At 59.3% G+C, this 20,040-nt stretch carries 20 protein-coding genes; 13 read left to right on the forward strand and 7 right to left on the reverse strand.

The features are described from left to right. Nucleotides 1-18 precede the first annotated feature (18 nt). The gene (gene ubiA / locus ACR0FB_RS14115) at nucleotides 19-981 is read right to left on the reverse strand and encodes a 4-hydroxybenzoate octaprenyltransferase (protein WP_171635084.1); all 963 of its coding nucleotides are present in this window, start codon (nucleotides 979-981) and stop codon (nucleotides 19-21) included. 12 nt (nucleotides 982-993) lie between these two features. Between ubiA and ACR0FB_RS14120 the strand changes: the two genes are divergently transcribed. The 8 genes from ACR0FB_RS14120 to ACR0FB_RS14155 all read left to right on the forward strand — a co-directional run bounded on the left by ACR0FB_RS14120 (nucleotide 994) and on the right by ACR0FB_RS14155 (nucleotide 9,886). After that, nucleotides 994-1,719, forward strand: coding sequence for a 16S rRNA (uracil(1498)-N(3))-methyltransferase (locus ACR0FB_RS14120; RefSeq protein WP_480621396.1), 726 nt, complete (start codon nucleotides 994-996; stop codon nucleotides 1,717-1,719). Between the two features lie 9 nt (nucleotides 1,720-1,728). Continuing rightward, nucleotides 1,729-2,454 (forward strand): endonuclease NucS domain-containing protein, encoded by a 726-nt coding sequence (locus ACR0FB_RS14125; protein WP_480621395.1) that lies wholly within the window; start codon nucleotides 1,729-1,731, stop codon nucleotides 2,452-2,454. Then, entirely contained in the window at nucleotides 2,451-2,978 is a 528-nt protein-coding gene (locus ACR0FB_RS14130) for a hypothetical protein (RefSeq protein WP_171724309.1), read from the forward strand. The genes ACR0FB_RS14125 and ACR0FB_RS14130 overlap by 4 nt, the downstream gene beginning before the upstream one ends. 66 nt (nucleotides 2,979-3,044) lie before the next feature. Next, nucleotides 3,045-4,415: a glutamate--cysteine ligase gene (locus tag ACR0FB_RS14135; protein WP_152456747.1), complete on the forward strand. Its 1,371-nt coding sequence runs from the start codon at nucleotides 3,045-3,047 to the stop codon at nucleotides 4,413-4,415. A gap of 70 nt (nucleotides 4,416-4,485) precedes the next feature. Then, a complete protein-coding gene (gene pheS / locus ACR0FB_RS14140) occupies nucleotides 4,486-5,559 on the forward strand; it encodes a phenylalanine--tRNA ligase subunit alpha (protein WP_171635078.1) in 1,074 nt (357 codons plus the stop codon). A 529-nt stretch (nucleotides 5,560-6,088) separates the two neighbouring features. Continuing rightward, complete coding sequence (locus ACR0FB_RS14145; RefSeq protein WP_480621394.1) at nucleotides 6,089-6,883, forward strand: CE1 family esterase; 795 nt, start codon at nucleotides 6,089-6,091, stop codon at nucleotides 6,881-6,883. A 78-nt stretch (nucleotides 6,884-6,961) separates the two neighbouring features. Then, on the forward strand, nucleotides 6,962-9,358 hold the full coding sequence (pheT, locus tag ACR0FB_RS14150; RefSeq protein WP_480621393.1) for a phenylalanine--tRNA ligase subunit beta: 2,397 nt from the start codon (nucleotides 6,962-6,964) through the stop codon (nucleotides 9,356-9,358). 81 nt (nucleotides 9,359-9,439) lie between these two features. Next, on the forward strand, nucleotides 9,440-9,886 hold the full coding sequence (locus ACR0FB_RS14155; RefSeq protein WP_171119768.1) for a YtoQ family protein: 447 nt from the start codon (nucleotides 9,440-9,442) through the stop codon (nucleotides 9,884-9,886). Between the two features lie 50 nt (nucleotides 9,887-9,936). Here the strand turns inward: ACR0FB_RS14155 and ACR0FB_RS14160 are convergent, their stop codons facing one another. Next, nucleotides 9,937-10,635, reverse strand: a complete 699-nt coding sequence (locus tag ACR0FB_RS14160; RefSeq protein WP_480621392.1) for a glutathione S-transferase family protein — start codon at nucleotides 10,633-10,635, stop codon at nucleotides 9,937-9,939. Between the two features lie 210 nt (nucleotides 10,636-10,845). On the opposite strand from ACR0FB_RS14160, the gene ACR0FB_RS14165 reads away from it, so the two are divergent. Further along, a complete protein-coding gene (locus tag ACR0FB_RS14165) occupies nucleotides 10,846-11,658 on the forward strand; it encodes a mechanosensitive ion channel domain-containing protein (protein ID WP_174829446.1) in 813 nt (270 codons plus the stop codon). A 189-nt stretch (nucleotides 11,659-11,847) separates the two neighbouring features. On the opposite strand, the gene ald is transcribed toward ACR0FB_RS14165, so the two are convergent. Beyond that, nucleotides 11,848-12,966, reverse strand: a complete 1,119-nt coding sequence (gene ald / locus ACR0FB_RS14170; RefSeq protein WP_152456755.1) for an alanine dehydrogenase — start codon at nucleotides 12,964-12,966, stop codon at nucleotides 11,848-11,850. A 135-nt stretch (nucleotides 12,967-13,101) separates the two neighbouring features. Between ald and ACR0FB_RS14175 the strand changes: the two genes are divergently transcribed. Then, a complete protein-coding gene (locus tag ACR0FB_RS14175) occupies nucleotides 13,102-13,560 on the forward strand; it encodes an Lrp/AsnC family transcriptional regulator (protein WP_152456756.1) in 459 nt (152 codons plus the stop codon). Between the two features lie 3 nt (nucleotides 13,561-13,563). On the opposite strand, the gene ACR0FB_RS14180 is transcribed toward ACR0FB_RS14175, so the two are convergent. Then, complete coding sequence (locus ACR0FB_RS14180; protein WP_171635062.1) at nucleotides 13,564-14,403, reverse strand: CPBP family intramembrane glutamic endopeptidase; 840 nt, start codon at nucleotides 14,401-14,403, stop codon at nucleotides 13,564-13,566. A gap of 280 nt (nucleotides 14,404-14,683) precedes the next feature. On the opposite strand from ACR0FB_RS14180, the gene ppk2 reads away from it, so the two are divergent. Next, nucleotides 14,684-15,601 (forward strand): polyphosphate kinase 2, encoded by a 918-nt coding sequence (gene ppk2, locus ACR0FB_RS14185; protein WP_371419726.1) that lies wholly within the window; start codon nucleotides 14,684-14,686, stop codon nucleotides 15,599-15,601. A 67-nt stretch (nucleotides 15,602-15,668) separates the two neighbouring features. Here ppk2 and ACR0FB_RS14190 read toward each other — a convergent pair whose 3' ends face one another. After that, nucleotides 15,669-16,736 (reverse strand): CAP domain-containing protein, encoded by a 1,068-nt coding sequence (locus tag ACR0FB_RS14190; protein ID WP_480621389.1) that lies wholly within the window; start codon nucleotides 16,734-16,736, stop codon nucleotides 15,669-15,671. 297 nt (nucleotides 16,737-17,033) lie between these two features. After that, nucleotides 17,034-17,240, reverse strand: a complete 207-nt coding sequence (gene rpsU, locus ACR0FB_RS14195) for a 30S ribosomal protein S21 (RefSeq protein WP_005614280.1) — start codon at nucleotides 17,238-17,240, stop codon at nucleotides 17,034-17,036. A 111-nt stretch (nucleotides 17,241-17,351) separates the two neighbouring features. On the opposite strand from rpsU, the gene ACR0FB_RS14200 reads away from it, so the two are divergent. Both ACR0FB_RS14200 and ACR0FB_RS14205 read left to right on the forward strand, forming a co-directional pair. Then, nucleotides 17,352-18,044 (forward strand): COQ9 family protein, encoded by a 693-nt coding sequence (locus tag ACR0FB_RS14200; protein WP_171206094.1) that lies wholly within the window; start codon nucleotides 17,352-17,354, stop codon nucleotides 18,042-18,044. Between the two features lie 61 nt (nucleotides 18,045-18,105). Further along, complete coding sequence (locus tag ACR0FB_RS14205; protein ID WP_480491831.1) at nucleotides 18,106-19,092, forward strand: NAD(P)H-quinone oxidoreductase; 987 nt, start codon at nucleotides 18,106-18,108, stop codon at nucleotides 19,090-19,092. 30 nt (nucleotides 19,093-19,122) lie between these two features. Here ACR0FB_RS14205 and ACR0FB_RS14210 read toward each other — a convergent pair whose 3' ends face one another. Further along, nucleotides 19,123-19,980, reverse strand: coding sequence for a DUF2189 domain-containing protein (locus ACR0FB_RS14210; protein WP_171635055.1), 858 nt, complete (start codon nucleotides 19,978-19,980; stop codon nucleotides 19,123-19,125). Nucleotides 19,981-20,040: the final 60 nt, after the last annotated feature.

A 20,040-nucleotide genomic window follows, 5' to 3' on the forward strand; every position in this document is an offset into this window, starting at 1 on the left:
CACGTTCAGCAGGTGCAATCAGAGCAACAGGGCGACGCAGAGGAAGATCAGCGGAATCAAGCCAGTGTCGCGGTTGACCCTGAACAATTGCAACAGCCTGGCATTGTCTTCGATGTCCAGCGCGCGGAGTTGCCACATCATGTGCCAGCCCATTGCCCAAGGCCCACAGAGCGCAACACCCAATGCCAGCATCGAGGTATCCGGCACCCCTGCATCGACGATGGCCAGCCCCATTAGCGACACGGTCGCCACCAAAAAGTACTTTAGCCACCGCGCTGTATCGGCTCCGAACAGACGGGCGGTTGATTTGATGCCGATCAGTTCGTCATCCTCGGCATCCTGATGCGCATAGATGGTATCGTAGAACAGGGTCCACGCGATTCCAGACAGGTAAAGCGTCACCGCAGGCCATCCCACGGAACCGCTATGCGCCGCCCAGGCCAGAAGGGCGCCCCAGTTGAAGGCCAGCCCCAGAAACACCTGAGGCCACCACGTAAACCGTTTGGCAAACGGATAAATCGTCACGGGCAGCAGGGACAGAACACCCATTGCGATTGCCGCCTGATTGAAGCTGAGAAGGATACCAAGCGCCAGAATGCATTGCAGGATCATCCAGACCACGGCCTGCCGGACACTGACCTGACCCGACGGAATCGGGCGCGAGCGTGTGCGTTCGACCTGCCCGTCGAATTCCCGGTCCGTAATGTCATTCCACGTGCAACCGGCGCCCCGCATCAGAAAGGCCCCAAATGCGCATCCCAAGGCGATCCACAGATCTTCCCAACGCGGCTGACCATCATGCAGGATCGCCAGCGCCAGCCCCCACCAACAGGGAATCAGCAGCAGCCATGTCCCGATGGGCCGGTCCGCGCGGCTGAGGCGCAGATAGGGGCGGGCAAAGGCCGGGGCGTGGGTGTCGACCCAGTTGCCGCTGACGGCATCGGCGACTTGACCATCTGGTGTTGGGGCATTGCCTTGCATATGTAGGGTCTCATGAGTGCGAAGATCAGACTGTATGTAGAGCAGCCCTTGGGTCAGGGGCAATCGGTTCCTTTGACGCGCGACCAGGCGCACTACCTTTTTGGTGTCATGCGCCTTGCGGTCAAAGGGCAGGTCGCCCTGTTCAACGGGCAGGACGGAGAGTGGTTGGCCGAAGTCTCCGAGGCGGGAAAACGCGGCGGGACGCTGACCTGCCTTGAACAGACGAAACCGTTGCAGCTGCCGCCCGATCTGTGGTTCCTGTTCGCGCCCATAAAAAAGGCCCGCACCGATTTCATCGTGGAAAAAGCCGCCGAAATGGGTGCGGCGCGTATCCTGCCGGTGCAGACCGAGTTCACCAATTCCGAACGCATTCGTCAGGACCGCCTGCAGGCCCATGCCGTCGAGGCGGCCGAGCAGTGTGGCGGAACCTTCGTGCCTGAGGTTGCCGAATTGCAGCGGTTGGATCGGCTGCTGGATGCATGGCCCGAAGATCGGCAACTGATGTTCTGCAACGAAGCCGAGGTTGGATCGGCCCTGCGATTGGCCGCCAATGAAAAAGGACGGCCCTGGGCGATTCTCATCGGCCCAGAAGGCGGGTTTTCGGACCAGGAACGCGCGCGTCTGACAGGGTTGCCATTCGTGCATGTGGTCAGCCTTGGCCCTCGTATCCTGCGGGCCGACACGGCAGCGGTGGCTGCATTGACCATGTGGCAGCAGGCGCTGGGGGATTGGGGTTAGGTTGGAACAATGAAAGCGCAATATCGGGATTGGCTTGTTGCCGAGGGCTATGCAGAAAACACCTGTGTCGCTCAAATTCACCGGGTCCAGAAAGTCGAAGCGCATTATGGCTCATTGGACGAAGCCTTTGACCTTGGGAAACTGGAAGACGTTCTGGCAAGTCTGAGCTATTCGACTTCGGACGAGCGCAGCGACAAAGAGAACCCCTCACGGATTCCGATCAATGGAAATCTGCGAAACGGGTTGCAATCCTACAAGAACGCAGTTCAGCGCTACGCACGGTTCTTGCGTGAAATCAAAGCTGGAACCAGTTTGACAGCCGCGAACGAAAGACTTGAAACTACAGGACAGACGAAGCCTGAAAGGCAGCGGTTTACGCTTGAGCGAGATATGCAAACCGCAATTCGGCAAAATATCTCTTTGTTGGATACCGGATTCGAAATCGTGGATGACGGTGCTGAACGGGCAGTGGCCTCGGGCTTTATCGATATTCTGTGCCGCGGCGCGGATGGCAGCCTGGTCGTTGTGGAGTTGAAAGCCGGCAAAACCGATTCGAAGGTTGTCGCCCAGATATTGGGGTACATGGGTGATTTGGTCGAGGAAGGCGAAGAAGCCGTCAGAGGGATTATCGTCGCTCATGAGTTTGACCGGCGCACGATCTCGGCCTCAAAGGCAGTCCCCAACCTAACGTTGGTTCGTTACTCGGTTTCGTTTGCGTTCGAGGCTTTGTCATGAGTTTCATCCGACCCGAGGCAAAACTGGCCCTGTGGCGCTGGCGCGAAGTGCTGGTTGCCGGGTTTGTCCTGATCCTCGGTCTCAGCTGGATCAACGGGCCCGGTGGTCTGCTGGGGTGGATCGGCTGGCTGCTTGTCGCTGTCGCAATCGCCCTGGCGGTGATCGGGGTGCAGCGCGCAAGGTTCAGAACCGGCACTGGCGGACAGGGTGTCGTGACCGTCGATGAAGGTCAGATCACCTATTTCGGCCCACTGGATGGCGGCACCATCGCCACGCGCGAGATTGAGCGGCTGGCGCTCGATCCGACTTCGACGCCGGCGCATTGGGTGTTGGAACAACCGGGTCAGGCGGTGCTTCACATTCCTGTGAATGCGGAAGGGGCCGAGGCGCTGTTCGATGTCTTCTCGGCGCTGCCGGGTCTGAAAACCGAGCATATGCTGGCCGAACTGAACGGTGGATCGGCCCATCCGGTCGTGATTTGGGAGCGTACGCCCTCGCGCCCTCCACACCTTCGGCTGCATTGACACTGGCGCGGTTTGCCCCCACGACTGGCCAAAAGACAGACACATCAGGATCGGAGCACGGGTCTCATGTCCATCCCCCAGTCCGGCGGCGGACCAATCGAACGCCACGAGCAATTGGCCGAATATCTGGAGTCGGGCTGCAAGCCCAAGGCAGACTGGCGCATCGGCACCGAGCATGAGAAGTTCGGCTACTGCAAAGACACGCTGAAACCGTTGCCGTTTGAGGGTGCGCGATCCATCGTGGCGGTGTTGGAGGGCCTGCGCGACCGGCACGGTTGGGCCGAAGTCCGTGAAGCGGGTCATCTGATCGGTCTGGAAAAGGATGGCGCCAATGTCAGCCTGGAGCCGGGCGGCGCGCTGGAGCTGTCGGGTGCTCCGCTCGAGACCATCCACGAAACCTGTGATGAGGTGAACACCCACCTGCGCGAGGTGAAGGATATCGCTGATGAGATCGGCGTGGGTTTCATCGGTCTGGGCGCGGCACCGACCTGGACACATGAGGAAATGCCGCTGATGCCCAAGGGGCGGTATCGGCTGATGAATGACTATATGGAAAAGGTCGGCACCATGGGCCGCGCCATGATGCGACGGACCTGCACGGTTCAGGTCAACATCGATTTCGGGTCCGAGGCCGACATGGTGCAGAAACTGCGCGTGGCGTTGGCCTTGCAGCCGGTGGCAACGGCGTTGTTTGCGAACTCGCCCTTTTTCGAAGGCAAGGTAAATGGCCAGAAAAGCTGGCGCAGTTACATCTGGCGGCATCTGGACGATGCGCGTACGGGCATGCTGCCTTTCGTGTTCGAAGACGGCTTCGGGTTCGAGCGCTACGTGCAATACGCGCTCGATGTTCCGATGTATTTCGTCTATCGCGATGGCCAGTACATCAATGCGCTGGGCATGTCGTTCCGCGACTTCCTGAAAGGCGAACTGCCCGCTCTGCCGGGTGAAACGCCCACGCTCAGCGATTGGGCCGATCACCTGACCACCGCCTTCCCCGAGGCGCGGATCAAGAAATTCATGGAAATGCGCGGGGCCGATGGCGGCCCATGGCGTCGTCTGTGTGCCTTGCCCGCCTTCTGGGTTGGCCTGACTTACGATCAAACGGCCCTGGACGCGGCCTGGGATCTGGTCAAAGGCTGGGATACCGAGACCCGCGAGGCGCTGCGTGTCGCGGCTGCCAAAGACGGTCTGCAAGCGAAGGTCGGCACCATCAACATGCACGATCTGGCGCGTGAGGTTGTGGCGATCTCCGAAGCCGGCCTGAAAGCCCGCGCCTATCCCGGGGCCGGTGGTCTGGTTCCGGACGAGACCCATTTCCTCAACGCGCTCAAGGACAGCATCCAAAGCGGGAAAGTGCCTGCGGATGAGTTGCTGGAACACTACAACGGCGACTGGAACGGTGATCTGACCCGGATTTTCCCCGAATACAGCTATTGATCCGCCCGGTCCCGCTTGCATTCGCGGGGCTGGCCCGATAGCAGGTTGGCGACCAAATTCAGAGGGCGTCATGGACGATCTTAAGGCAAAATATCTGGGCCAAATCGCCGAAGCAGGCGATGAAAACGCGCTTGAGGCGATCCGCGTCGCTGCCGTGGGCAAAAAAGGCGAGGTCGCGCTGAAGATGCGCGAGTTGGGTAAAATGACGCCCGAGGAACGCCAGGTGGCAGGCCCCGCGCTGAACGCCCTGAAGGATGAGATCAACTCGGCCCTGTCCGCCAAAAAGGCCGCTCTGGCCGATGCCGCGCTGGATGAGCGTCTGCGCACCGAATGGCTGGACGTCACCCTGCCGACCCGCGCGCGCCGTCAGGGCTCGATCCACCCGGTCAGCCAGGCGACCGAGGAACTGACCGCGATCTTTGCCGAACTGGGTTTCTCTGTGGCCGAAGGTCCGCGGATCGAAACCGACTGGCACAACTTCGACGCCCTGAACATCCCCGGCCACCACCCCGCGCGGGCCGAGATGGACACGTTCTACATGCACCGCGCCGAGGGCGACAATCGCCCGCCGCATGTGCTGCGGACCCACACATCCCCTGTGCAGATCCGGTCGATGGAGAAACAGGGCGCGCCGATCCGCGTCATCTGTCCGGGCGGCGTCTATCGCGCCGACTATGACCAGACCCACACGCCGATGTTCCATCAGGTCGAAGGGCTGGCCATCGATAAGGACATCTCGATGGCGAACCTGAAATGGGTTCTGGAAGAATTCGTGAAGGCGTTCTTCGAGGTCGACGATGTCGAACTGCGCTTCCGCGCCTCGCACTTCCCCTTCACCGAGCCGTCGGCCGAGGTCGATATCCGCTGTTCCTGGGACAATGGTCAGCTGAAGATCGGTGAGGGCGACGACTGGATGGAGATTCTGGGCTCGGGCATGGTCCACCCCAAGGTGATCGCCGCCGGTGGCATCGACCCCGAGGTCTATCAGGGCTTTGCCTTTGGCATCGGCATCGACCGTCTGGCGATGCTGAAATACGGTATTCCCGATCTGCGGGCGTTCTTTGATTCCGACCTGCGCTGGCTGCGCCACTACGGGTTCGCAGCGCTGGATATGCCGAACCTGCATGGTGGTTTGAGCCGGTAAGTGTACCCGTTGGGTTTATTTCTGGCGCGTTATGTCGATTGGTGCAAAAGGCGCGCCAAAGGTATTCGGTTGTGGCAAATATTTGGATTGTTCACGCTCTCATTTGTCGCAATGCTCTTGGTTTTCGGGTTTGGCGGGGAGTTGTTCGGCTACTTGTTCACAGTCGTAGTTGTTCTTCCTGTAATGCACTTTCTGCAAATCGCCGGGGACGTTTGGTTAAAGGACAAAACTCGCCGCCAAGACGAGAATGAGCAGCTTCAGAAGACTAGAAAGCTCTTGAAAGATTTCCGGAAGTAGAATGCGCGGAGCAAAGGCCGATAGGCCGCCGCGCTATCGCCAGACCGCCCGTACGGGCTGGCGATTTGTCTCCGCAAGTACAACGCTCGAACAGCGCGCGGATTTGGCAATCATAAACCGCCCAACTCAAACCACGGATCGCCACCCCGCGGTCTGGCGACAGCGCGGCTTGTCACAATCTCGCACGGGGTTGTGACGTGACAGCGGGCGCAGGCTCGTTAGGGTTCGGCAGATGATTTACCGACTGCTCTGCCTTCTCCTGCTGACCGCCACCCAAGCCGTTGCCGTGGATACCTGCCACGATGATACCGCCTGTCAGGTCGGGGACCGCTCGTATCATGTGTTGGAGCCGGATGGGTGGGACGGCGAAACGCCTCTGCCGGTGTTGCTACATTTCCACGGTTGGGCACGGCAGGGGACCGTGGTGGTGAACCACGAGCGCATCGCCGGAGCCACAAAGCTGCGCGGTGTGCTGCTGGTGGCTCCGAACGGGTTGGGCAAAAGCTGGGATTTCTGGACCTCGGACACGGGCGACGTGCCTTTTGCTGATCGGGTGCTTGAGGATGTAGCCCAACGCTATCCGATTGACCCGGATCGCATCTATGTCTCGGGCTATTCCTTTGGCGGCGCGATGGCGTGGCGTTATGTCTGCCAGTCGGGCAATGACACTGCCGCGCTCTTGGGCATTGCAGGCACCATTCGTCAGACTGAGCACTGCCCGCAGGCCCCGGCCGAGGTGCGCCATGTGCACGGAACCAGCGATACCGTAATGGACTTCCCCTTTGGCCCGGGAGGGGACACGACCTATCCGGTGGCGCTGTGGCGGCAGAAATTCGGCTGCGAAACAGCGACGCCGCGTGGCGATTGGAGCGTGGTGCCGATCCTGACGCTCAGCCGGGTGGAGTGGACCGATTGCACGCAGGGGCAGGTTTCACTGGACACGCATCCGGGTGGGCATTTCATCCCACACGGCTGGATCGGACGGCAGCTGGACGAGCTTTTGGGCCGCACCCCTACCTATCCGTGACGCAGGGCGCTTGCACCCCGGCCCATTCTTTGTCATTGCCTGTGCCGACTGGATATCTGCCAAAAAAGGCCCCGAGCAATGAAATTCACTCTGTCCTGGCTGAAAGACCACCTCGACACCGATGCGTCGGTTGATGAGATCACTGAGGCGCTGACCGACCTTGGCCTTGAGGTCGAAGAGGTCATCAACCCGGCTGACAAGCTCAAGGACTTTACGCTGGGCTATGTGAAACACGCGGAAAAACACCCTGACGCCGACAAGCTGCGTGTCTGCAAGGTGGACACGGATGAAGGCGAGTTGCAGATCATCTGCGGCGCGCCAAACGCCCGCGAAGGGATCACTGTCGTCGTCTGTAAACCGGGCATGTATATCCCCGGTCTGGACCTGACGATCAGCGTCGGCAAGATCCGCGGCGTCGAAAGCTTTGGGATGATGGCTTCCGAGCGCGAGCTGGAATTGTCGGACGAACATGACGGCATCATCGAATTGCCCTCGGGCGAGGTCGGTGACAGGTTCGTTGATTGGCTTGCCGAGAATGACCCGTCGAAAATCGATCCCGTGATCGAGATCGCAATCACTCCCAACCGGCCCGATGCGCTGGGCGTGGAAGGCATCGCGCGTGATCTGGCGGCGCGTGGGATCGGCACTTTGAAACAGCGCGACTACGTGCCGGTGCCCGGAGATTTCGAAAGCCCGATAAAGGTGACGATTGACGACGACACGCTGGACGGCGCGCCGCATTTCACCGGCCGTCTGATCCGTGGTGTGAAGAATGGCCCCAGCCCGCAATGGTTGCAGGATCAGTTGAAGGCGATCGGTCTGCGTCCGATTTCGGCGCTGGTGGATATCACCAACTATATGACCTTTGACCATAACCGCCCGCTGCATGTGTTTGACGCGGACAAGGTGCAGGGCAACCTTCGCGTTCACCGCGCCAAAGGCGGTGAAACCCTGGTGGCGCTGGACGAGAAGGAATACACGCTACAGCCCGGCATGATGGTTATTTCCGATGACAAAGGCCCGGAATCCATCGCAGGCATCATGGGCGGTCAGGAAACTGGCTGCACCGAGGATACTGTGAACGTCTTCCTGGAAAGCGCGTTCTGGGATCATGTGCAGATCGCGCTGACGGGTCGGGCGCTGAAAATCAATTCGGACGCGCGGTATCGGTTCGAACGCGGCGTGGACCCTGAATACACGCTGGAAGGGCTCGAGCACGCAACCCAGTTGATTCTGGACATCTGCGGCGGCGAAGCGTCCAAAGTGGTCGAGGCGGGCAAAGCGCCGAACCACGCGCGTGCGTACAAGCTGGATGCCGAACGGGTGCAGTCTCTGGTCGGGATGGACATTCCCGAAAGCGAGCAGCGTCAAACGCTGACCCGTCTGGGTTTCCGTCTGGAGGGCGAGATGGCCCACGTGCCCAGCTGGCGCCCCGATATCATGGGTGAGGCCGATCTGGTGGAAGAGGTCGCACGGATCGCCTCGTTGACCAAGTTGCAGGGCAAACCCTTGCCGCGTGTCACCGATGGTATTCCCAAGCCGGTGATGACACCGACGCAGCGCCGCCAGTCCATGGCGCGGCGCACCTGCGCCGCGCTGGGTTACAACGAATGCGTCACCTATACGTTCATCGATCAGGCTTCGGCTGCTTTGTTCGGTGGCGGGGATGACGCGAGCATGCTTGAAAACCCGATCTCGTCCGAGATGAGTCACATGCGCCCCGATCTGCTGCCCGGATTGTTGCAGGCCGCAGCCCGCAATCAGGCACGCGGATACGCCGACGTCGCCCTGTTCGAGGTTGGCCCCGTTTTCCACGATGGCGAACCCGGCGACCAGAAAACCCAGATCGCCGGCCTGCTGGTTGGCCGCAACGGCCCCAAGGATGTGCACGGGGCCTCGCGCCCGGTGGATGTCTTTGATGCCAAGGCGGATGCCGAGGCCGTTCTTGCGGCGATCGGAGCACCGGCCAAGGTGCAGATTCTGCGCGACGGCGATGCCTGGTGGCATCCGGGTCGTCACGGCAAGATCTGTCTGGGTCCCAAAAAGGTGCTGGGTGTTTTTGGTGAGCTGCACCCGCGCGTGTTGCAGGTGATGGATATCAAGGGTCCGGCAATGGCCTTTACGATCTGGCCCGACGAGGTTCCCTTGCCCCGCAAGTCCGGCGCCACACGTGCCGCATTGGAATTGCGTGACTTGCAAGCGGTTGAACGTGACTTTGCCTTTGTCGTTGATGACAACGTCGAGGCGCTGACATTGGTGAACGCGGCGGCAGGTGCCGACAAGGCGCTGATCGAAGATGTACGTGTCTTTGACGAATTCATCGGCGGCAGCCTGGGTGAAGGTAAAAAATCGTTGGCCATAACGGTACGTTTGCAGCCGACAGAGCAGACGCTGAAGGAAAAGGACATCGAAGCGGTGGCCGAAAAGATCATCGCCAAGGTTACCAAGGCAACCGGCGGTGTTCTGCGGGGCTGATGCAGGACCGCCTCCGGCGGTAGTATTTCAGAAAAGATGAAGGGGCGGTGGCGCCCTTTCCGTGTTTACGGAGGACGAAAGATGCTGAACGTGTACCTCTCTGGCGAAATCCACACCGATTGGCGCGAACAGATCATCGACGGCGCGCAGGGGTTGGACATCACATTCAACAGCCCGGTGACGGACCACGCGGCAAGCGACGATTGCGGCGTTGCCATTCTGGGGGAAGAGCCGAACAAATACTGGCATGACCACAAGGGGGCGATGGTCAACGCGATCCGGACCCGAAAGGGCATTTCGGATGCCGACGTGGTGGTTGTCCGGTTTGGCGACAAGTACAAACAGTGGAACGCGGCTTTTGATGCGGGCTATGCCGCAGCGCTGGGTAAATCCATTATCGTGCTGCACGGTCCCGAGCATCAGCACGCGTTGAAAGAAGTGGATGCAGCCGCGCTGGCCGTGGCGGAAAAGCCCGCGCAGGTTGTTGAAATCCTGCGGTATGTGCTGACGGGCGCACTGCCGGGCTGAGTTTTGCAATGCGGGTGCCGGTTTCGGCACCCCGTCGATTGCGAAGCAGATCAAGCGCGTGCGGGTATGGTCTTGCCGCGCTGCACCGCCGGGCGCTGCATGAAACGGTCGACATAGGCGACGACATTGGCGTAGCCGTCCCAGCCAACAACCTCTTTCGCGCCGTAGAAGTCCAGAGCATTCAACCAGGGGGCAAGAGCGATATCGGCGATGGAGTAATCGCCGGCGATCCAGTCTTTCCCTTCCAGTTGCGTGTTGACCACGTTCAAAAGGCGTTTGGCCTCGTTGATATAGCGTTCGCGCGGTCGGTGGTCTTCGATTTCGCTGCCCGCGAATTTGTAGAAAAAGCCAAGCTGGCCAAACATTGGCCCCACGCCCCCCATTTGGAACATCAGCCATTGCGTAATGCGATGCTTGTCTGCTGCGCTTTGTCCCAGCAACATGCCTGATTTCTCGGCCAGATACAGCAGGATTGCCCCGCTTTCGAACAGGGCCAGCGGCTCACCGTCCGGCCCGTTGGGATCGATGATGGCTGGGATTTTGTTGTTTGGGTTCAGCGACAGAAACTCGGGGCTTTTGACATCCGCATCCGACAGCGTCACCAGATGGGGCTCATAGGGCAGGCCGGTTTCCTCCAGCATGATCGACGCCTTCACGCCGTTTGGAGTCGGATAGGAATACAGTTGAATCCTGTCCGGGGATTGCGCGGGCCAGCGCGCCATGATCGGATGCGGTTTGTTGTCCAGCATTGGGGGCTCCTGTTTGGCTGTCCCTGTAAAAGCTAGGGGCCACGCCTGATTTATTTAAGCCCTTGGCGATGTGCATTTCTGGTCAGGCCGTGTTTTCTGACGAACAAAGGGGAAATCCCACGAAACTCGCACCTAGACCGGAAGCCAAACTTGGCTCACAATCTGGTGACCCCCGCGAAAACCTCGCGGGTTTCTTGCTGTTGAAAGGAGATGGGCGTGGATGAGGTCGTAACACAGGTGGGTGCATTTGCCCCGCTGATCATGAGTGCCGTCAAGGCGCTTGTCGTTCTGATCCTGGGCTGGATCGTGGCTGGTGCAATCGGGGGCATGGTTCGCCGCCGGATCAATTCGACGCCGCATATTGATCCGACGCTTGGGAACTTTATGGCAAGCCTGGTCAAATGGGCCATTCTCGCCATGGTTCTGGTTGCGGTTCTAGGCATCTTCGGAATTGAAGCCACCAGCATCGTCGCCATTCTGGGTGCTGCGTCCCTGGCTATCGGCCTGGCGCTGCAAGGCACACTCAGCGATCTGGCGGCCGGTGTGATGCTGGTTGTCTTCCGGCCCTACAAGCTGGGTCAATTTGTTGATATCGGCGGCACGTCGGGCACCGTAAAGGACCTGAACCTGTTCACCACCGAACTGGTGACGCCGGACAACGTGCAAATCATTGTTCCGAACGGTCAGGCATGGGGCTCGATCATCACGAACTACTCTGCCCATGACACGCGTCGTGTCGATCTGGTATTCGGAATCGACTATGGTGACAGCGCTGACAAAGCCATGCAGATCATTCTGGATGTGGCCAAAGCGGACAGCCGCATTCACAGCGACCCGGAACCCTGGGTTCGGGTAACGAACCTGGGTGACAGTTCGGTGGATCTGACGGCACGGCTGTGGTGCTCGGCGCCAGACTATTGGGATGTCAAATTCGAGCTGACGAAAACGATCAAAGAAGCCTTTGACGACAAGGGTATTTCGATCCCTTACCCTCATTCTGTGGAGATCCAGAAACAGGGGTGACGGCTCCCGCCCGTCGATCGGGCATTCGAAAATGCCCTCCTCCCGTTGGGCCGGGCACCGCGCAAGGGCGCGGTGCCCTTTTCTTTGTTCAAACCATCGCTTTGAGTCCAACCGCGCCACGCCTGTGGCGTGGCGCTATGCCCAACGCTGGAAACCGCTTTTCAAAAACGATTTCAGGGGCAGGAGTGGTTACGACTTGACGATCACGTTGGGCGAGACGACGTCAATACCAAGGGCCTTGCCGACCGCATAGTAGGTCAGCTTGCCAGCGTGGACGTTCAGACCTTCCAGCAGATGCGGATCGTCCTGACACGCCTGTTTCCAGCCTTTGTCCGCCAGAGACAGCATGAACGGCATTGTTGCGTTGCCCAGGGCGATGGTCGAGGTGCGCGCCACCGCGCCCGGCATGTTGGCAACGCAGTAGTGCATGATGCCGTCGACGTCGTAGATCGGGTCGGCATGGGTGGTGGCTTTCGACGTTTCGAAGCACCCGCCCTGATCGATGGCAACATCGACAAGTACGGCACCGGGTTTCATCGTCGACAGCTGGGCGCGCGAGACAAGTTTTGGGGCCGCAGCGCCGGGGATCAGAACGGCACCGATGACCATATCGGCATCCTGGATCAGCTCGGCCGTGGCACCTGCGGTCGAATACTGGTTCTTGAAGGTGCCGCCAAAGACGTCGTCCAGATAGCGCAGCCGCGGCAAAGAGCGATCCAGAACGGTGACATCCGCGCCCATACCGGCGGCGATCTTCGCCGCATGGGTTCCTACGACGCCGCCGCCGATTACGACCACTTTGGCAGGGCCGACACCGGGTACGCCACCCATCAGCACGCCGCGCCCGCCATTGGCCTTTTGCAGGGTCCACGATCCGACCTGAGGGGCCAGACGACCGGCGACTTCGGACATCGGTGCCAGCAGGGGCAGGCCGCCGTTCGCATCGGTCACAGTTTCATAGGCGATGGCAGTACAACCCGATTCCAGCAGGTCATGCGTCTGATCCGGGTCCGGAGCCAGGTGCAGATAGGTGAACAGCAGCTGCCCTTCGCGCAGCATCTTGCGTTCCACGGCCTGGGGTTCTTTGACCTTGACGATCATGTCGGCGGTGGCAAACACCTCTTCCGCAGTGTCGATGATACGTGCGCCAGCCGCGACATAGGCGTCGTTGTCAAATCCCGCGCCGATGCCTGCGCCGGATTCGATCAGGACTTCGTGACCACGTGCAACTGCTTCCTGAGCAGCATTGGGCGTCATCCCGACGCGGAATTCCTGAGGTTTGATTTCCTTGGGGCAACCGATTTTCATTGGGCTCTCCGTTCATAAGCTGCTTAAATTATGTGCATTTTGTCGCGCAATTTCTGTGAAAGAAAACGTGTCAATGCGTTTTTTTTTGGAAGAATTTCGCGCAATGTGTAAAAATATCGCAAAGGACTTGCGCAAATGAGCTTGGATACGACTGATCGAAAGATTCTGGCGGCACTGCAAAAAAACGGCAGGATGTCGAATTCGGAATTGTCTGAACAGGTCAACCTGTCTCCGTCGGCTTGCCACCGGCGTGTTCAGCGGCTGGAGGTTGAAGGCTACATTCGCAACTACGTGGCGCTGCTGGATGCGCGGAAGATGAACGTGCCGACAACGGTCTTTGTCGAGATCACGCTACAGGGTCAGGCCGAAGAGGTTCTGGATGCGTTTGAAAAGGCGGTAGCCCGGATACCGGATGTGCTGGAATGCCATCTGATGGCTGGTACGGCGGATTACATTCTGAAAGTTGTGGCGGAAAACACCGAAGATTTCGCCCGCATCCATCGGCAATACCTGTCGCGCCTGCCCGGGGTGGCGCAAATGCAAAGCTCGTTTGCCTTGCGTACCGTGTTCAAGACCACTGCCTTGCCCGTCTGATTGTCATAAAGACCCGGGATAGGTGAACAGAAAAAGGTGGGTCAGGTTGAACCCAAAATGCATCATCACAGGCACCCACAGGCGTCTGGTTGCATAGTATCCCAATCCGCAGGCCAGCCCGAGAATGGAAGCAAAAACCACCAGCGCCGTACCCCCGGCGACATGGGCCAGTCCGAACAGCAGGCTGGCTGCGATCACGCTGCAAGCGGCCCCGAAGCGCGAGGAGATGGCTGATTGCAGATAGCCACGAAAGAAGGCTTCTTCCGTCAGGCAGGTCAGAAACAGGTTGGACAGGGTAAATACCAGCCACCAGGGCGGGACCGAAAATTCCGGCTGCACCGCGCCAAAGGCAAGCCCCAACAGAAACAGCCCCGGCAAGAGCAGCAACCCTGCCAGCAAAGCCGTGCGTTTGATCTGCGTTTTGCCGCGCAGCATCCGGGGCCAGGCCAGAAGAACGGCAAAGAAGACCATCGGTTTGTCCAGGTTCAGATGCAGGGTGAAACTGGCGCTTCCCGCACCTGCCTGTACCTGATCCAGAATTTTCAAATTTTCGAATCCCGGCAGCAGATGGGCACCCATGACCAGGCACCACAGGATCAACAACAGGTGTCCGGCGACAGCAGGCCACCCTTTCAGATGGGGCAGCAACGAAGCTCCGACCAGACCAAAGGCCACCGCGGCGATCGCCATGGGTGACATCAATCCTGTCGCCGAAGCAATGCTGATGAACAAAGCCAGCAACGAAAAGCCGATGCCTGTCCGCCGGGTCAGCACCATCAATTGCGCTAATATCAGAACAAGCCAGGGCCAGATCGCGGGCATCACGGAAAGAAGGAATGTCACAATCGCCTCGTCTTTGTCATGCGCACCGTGATGCCGCACCAAAACGAGGCAATGCAAGCAGCCATGGCCAAGCGCCGTGCATTGCGTCAATTCAGACGCTTGTATCCCGCGGGCCAGATGTACAAATTCAGGGGAAAGACCGTATACCCGCGCTGGACCTGATTTGTAGGCGTGACAACAGCCGCAGGACTCGTGACCCTCGCATCAATTCATCTGGTGACATCAGACGGTAACACGGGCCCGATATGGTCCGAACCCGAAGACCGAGAAGGAGCTGACCTTGGACAACGAAAACACTGGCGCCCCCAAAGACTGGCTGGAAGCCGAGCTGGAGGACACGCTGGACGAAGATTTCGAGATAGAATTCAGTGAGCCGATGCTGTCGATGGAAGTCCGCAAAATCTATCGGGAACAGCATCCGGACATGTTGGATCGCAAGGTTTACTTCCGCAACCTGCTGCGCCTGCAAGCCGAATTGATCAAGGTTCAGGACTGGGTACAGCATACCGGAGCCAAGGTCTGTATCCTGTTTGAAGGCCGTGACAGTGCCGGTAAAGGGGGCGTGATCAAGCGGATCACCCAGCGTCTGAACCCGCGCGTCGCGCGCGTGGTGGCATTGCCGGCACCCAGCCGCCGAGAGCAAAGCCAGTGGTATTTCCAGCGCTACGTACCGCATCTGCCGGCGGCGGGTGAAATCGTTCTGTTCGACCGCTCCTGGTACAACCGGGCCGGCGTCGAGCGGGTGATGGGTTTTGCGTCCGAGGACCAGGTTGAACAATTCTTTCAGGACGTTCCGGAATTCGAACGGATGCTGGTGCGGTCAGGGATCATTCTGTTGAAATACTGGTTCTCGATCACGGATGAGGAACAGCAGTTGCGATTCCTCATGCGTATTCACGATCCGATGAAGCAATGGAAGCTGTCACCGATGGATCTGGAATCCCGCATCCGCTGGGAATCCTACACAAAGGCCAAAGAGGATATGCTTTTCCGAACCAATATTCCCGAGGCCCCGTGGTACATCGTCGAAGGCAATGACAAAAAACGCGAAAGGCTGAACTGTATCGAGCATCTTTTGACAAAAATCCCTTACGAGGACGTGCCTCAAGAAAAGGTCAATCTGCCCGATCGCAAGTACAACCCGGAATACGAACGCCGCGTTTTGCCGGATGAACTATATGTACCAAAGATCTACTGAAGCAAAATCAGGCTCTGAGCCGGAATATGCGAGGCCGACACGGCCGGCCTCGCACAGGGTCAACTGATCAGGCTGCATCCATCATGCAGTCAAAGTGGAAGAAGTTGACCATTGTGATGTCACAGTCATCGACGTCGGCTGTTTCGGTACCCGCAGGCTCGGATTCCGTTTCCGGCGTGACGTCGACGGTCGGCATCATGTCGATATCATCGGTGTCCGCCACGTCCGTGTCGCCGTTCATATCGTCACCCCAGTTGAACTCGTCAAACTGCGCTTGCAGGTTTTCGAGGAAACTGGCGATTTCATCCAGGAAGGCCTGAACGTCAAAGCAGAACGTCTCGGCCTCACCGCCGTCAACCACGTCCACGTCCGGCGTTTCGGGCTCCGGTTCCTCGGTCTCGGTGACGTCGGTGTCGGGTGTTTCGGGCTCCGGTTCCTCGGTCTCGGTGACGTCGGTGTCAGGTGTTTCGGGTTCCGGCTCTTCTGTCTCGGTGACGTCGGTGTCAGGTGTTTCGGGCTCCGGTTCCTCGGTCTCGGTGACGTCGGTGTCAGGTGTTTCGGGTTCCGGCTCTTCTGTCTCGGTGACGTCGGTGTCAGGTGTTTCAGGTTCCGGCTCTTCCGGAACGGCAACTTCGTCCGGCGTGGTTGGCGGAACGGGCGGTGTGTTCGTATTGCCGTTGTCCAGCATGACTGCCGCGTCGGTTGCGGCAAAGTTCTGGGTGACCATCACCGCATCAAAACCCTGCATATCGCCGGTTTCGATACCGATCCCGATATATTTGAAATCCGGGTTCAGAATATTGGCGCGGTGGCCCGGGCTGTTCATCAGGTTCTGGTGCAACTGAGCCACGTCATCGCTGATGCCGGGCTGCCCGCGTTCGGACTGCCATGCGATGTTTTCGCCGGTTCGCCAGTTGCCCTCAAGATCGAACCCGGCGTTTTGCATCCGCTGGGTCGCACTGGAACCGCCCGAACCGGTGTGGCTGAACGTGTCTGTGTCCAGCATCCAGGTGCTGTGATCTTCGGATGAATCGTTCAGCTGCGTCTCAAGCTGAAGCGGGTTGAGCCCGCGGGATGTGCGTTCCTGGTTGATCAGCTCCAGCATCTCGCGTTCGAATGTACTTGCAGTCGACATTTTTGCCTCCGTTTGTGTTTGTGTCCTTCCGGACGGGCTCACTTAGAGGTCGGGATATCGATGGTGGTAGGGGGCGGTTCACTTCAGGCGAGTTTTGGCGGCGCGATGCTACCGGTGCGGGATTCGCTGCGCTGCAAAATGCCGGGCAAAATGTTGCTGGTGAGGAAATGGCGGCTTGCCGCACAGCCGGTACCACGAGTCGGCGGATTGAAACCGATCCCCGAAACGACAAACCCCCGGGCGATGCCTCGGGGGTCGTCAAATAGTGTCATCCAAAGCTGGACGAGACCAAAGGTCTTAGAGCAAACCTTCGCGCTGTGCTTTCTTACGTGCCAGTTTACGGGCACGACGGATCGCTTCAGCCTTCTCGCGCGCTTTTTTCTCGGACGGTTTCTCGAAATGTTGCTTAAGCTTCATTTCACGAAACACGCCTTCGCGCTGCAGCTTTTTCTTCAGGGCACGAAGCGCCTGATCGACGTTGTTGTCGCGAACACTAACCTGCATGTGGTTGTCACCACCTTTCTAGATAGAGTTGCAAGGAAATTGCAGGAGTTGGCCGTATAGCAAAGCCGCTCTAACTTGTCTAGTACTGGGCCCGACAACCGGAGAACCGCCATGACGACCACATATGAAGATGCAAAACAGCAGCTTTTGGATGCGATGCTGATCCATGTTCCCTTCGATGGGTGGTCGGAATCCAGTTTCCGCGCCTCCATTTCCGACTGTGGTCTGGATGACGGTCTGGCACGCGCGATTTGTCCGCGCGGCGCGGTGGATCTGGCGCTGGCCTACCACGCGCGCGGGGATCAGGCGATGCTGGACCGCATCAGGTCCGAGGACCTGAGCGAACTGAAATTCCGCGACAGGATTGCAGCTGCGGTTCGGTTCCGGTTGCAGGCCGTCGAGGACAAAGAACTGGTGCGCCGGGGCATGACGCTGTTTTCCCTGCCAACCCATGCGGCCGACGGTGCCAAGGCGGTTTGGCAGACCTGCGATCTGATCTGGGATGCGCTGGGCGACAGTTCGGATGATGTGAACTGGTACACGAAGCGGGCCACTTTGTCGGGTGTCTATTCCTCGACCCTGCTGTTTTGGCTGGGCGATGACAGCCCGGATCATCAGAATACGTGGGAGTTTCTGGATCGCCGGATCGCAAATGTCATGGAGTTTGAAAAGCTCAAGGCGCAGTTGCGCGACAACCCGGTGTTGAAACCGTTCCTGGCGGTTCCGAACTGGCTGGCGGGTCAGGTGAAGGCTCCGGTAAAAATGCGGGCCGATCTTCCGGGAATGCTGAACCCCCGAAAGTAGCGCGTCTTGGTGCTGGGCCTTGGCCCTGATGCCTGCTAGGCATTGGGCAAAGGAGGTGCCTATGACCCAGATGATGCGCGCTGTTGAGATCACCGAACCGGGTGGTCCCGATGTTTTGCAACTGACCGAGCGACCGATTCCCGAACCGGGTGCGGGGCAGGTCGTTCTGAAAGTGGCCTATGCCGGTGTGAACCGTCCGGATGCGTTGCAGCGCGCGGGCGCTTACGATCCGCCGCCCGGCGCCAGCGACTTGCCGGGGCTTGAGGCTTCGGGCGAAGTGGTCTCGATCGGGGCCGGGGTCGAAGGACTGTCCGTCGGGGATCAGGTCTGCGCGTTGCTGCCGGGCGGCGGCTATGCCGAATATGTCGCCACCCCTGCTGCCCATTGCCTGCCGGTTCCTGCCGGCATGGGAATGAAAGAGGCGGCCTGCCTGCCCGAGACCTTTTTCACCGTCTGGTCCAACGTGTTTACGCGGGGCGGGCTGAAGGCCGGTGAACGATTTCTGGTCCATGGCGGCTCGAGCGGGATTGGCACGACGGCCATCCAGTTGGCCAATGCCTTTGGCGCCCGCGTTTTTGCCACCGCAGGGTCGGATGAAAAATGTCAGGCTTGCGTCAAGCTGGGTGCGGAAAGGGCGATCAACTACCGCGATGAGGATTTTGTGGCCGTCATGCGGGCCGAAGGTGGGGCAAACCTTATCCTCGACATGGTCGGAGGCGACTATATCCCGCGCAACGTCAAAGCTCTGGCCGAGGATGGGCGGCTGGTCCAGATCGCGTTTCTACAAGGCCCGGTGGTCGAGCTGAACTTTGCGCTGATGATGGTCAAGCGCCTGACCCTGACCGGCAGCACCCTGCGCCCGCAAAGCGATCTGGCCAAGGCCCGGATTGCGCAGGACCTGCGCGAAGCTGTCTGGCCTCTGCTTGAGGCTGGCAAGGTTGCGCCTGTCATGGACAGCGAATTTGATCTGGCCGAGGCTGCGGCCGCCCATGCACGCATGGAAAGCTCGGGCCATATTGGCAAGATCGTCCTGAACGTGGCAGGCTGAACTCTGCGCGCGCGGGGCAGACCCGCGCGTTCACGCAACCGCGCGGCGGTACAGGTGCCATGTGGCATGGCCCAGAACCGGCATCACTATGATCAGGCCCAACAGCATCGGCAGGGCACCCACAAACAGAAGGGCCGCCACGATGAACCCCCAGGTCAAGATGACGCCGGGGTTGTGACGCAACACGCGAAACGACGTCACGACCGCCACCGGCAATCCGACTTGCCGGTCCAGAAGCAACGGAAAGCTGACGACGCTGATCGCCAGAGCGCAAAGAGCGAACACGAACCCAACGGCGAGTCCGACAACCATCATGGTCCAGCCTGCAACCGTAGTGACGGCCTGCTTGGCAAAAGTGCCAAGTGACGCGGGGGCTTCTGGTCCCATTGTATGCGTGTAAATGCTCTGCGCCACCATCAGCCAGATCAGCAGAAGCATCACCAGATAGAAGCCCAAAACCAGAATTGCGCCGAAAGCCGGAGAGCGGAATACACCGAACGCATCCAACCAATGCACCGTGCTGCCCTGTTCTCGTTTGCGGCTGATCTCATACAGCCCCACAGCTGCGACTGGACCGATCAAGGCAAAACCGGCGATCAGAGGCGCCAGAAGTGGCACCATGTTGACGTTCAGGGCAAAGCCGAACATCAAAAGTCCCGCGATCGGGTAGATCAGCACGATGAATATGGCATCCGCCCGTGTTTCGACAAAGTCGTGATACCCCGCCTTCAGGCAGGCGCGCAGATCTTGCATCGTCAATGTCTGCACCATCGGCAAATGCTTGGTATCTGCGCTTCCGAGTTTTGAAACGCTATCCGAGACATGATCACTGGCCGCCCCCAGATTCTGGGCTGCCCAACTGATCGGATTTCCGATTGTTTTAGCCATTTTCATCCCCTTTCCTGGCGAGATTTGCGCCGCGGAATGGATCCGGCATAAAGTTGTCCG

The organism is Ruegeria sp. P10 (assembly GCF_056534925.1).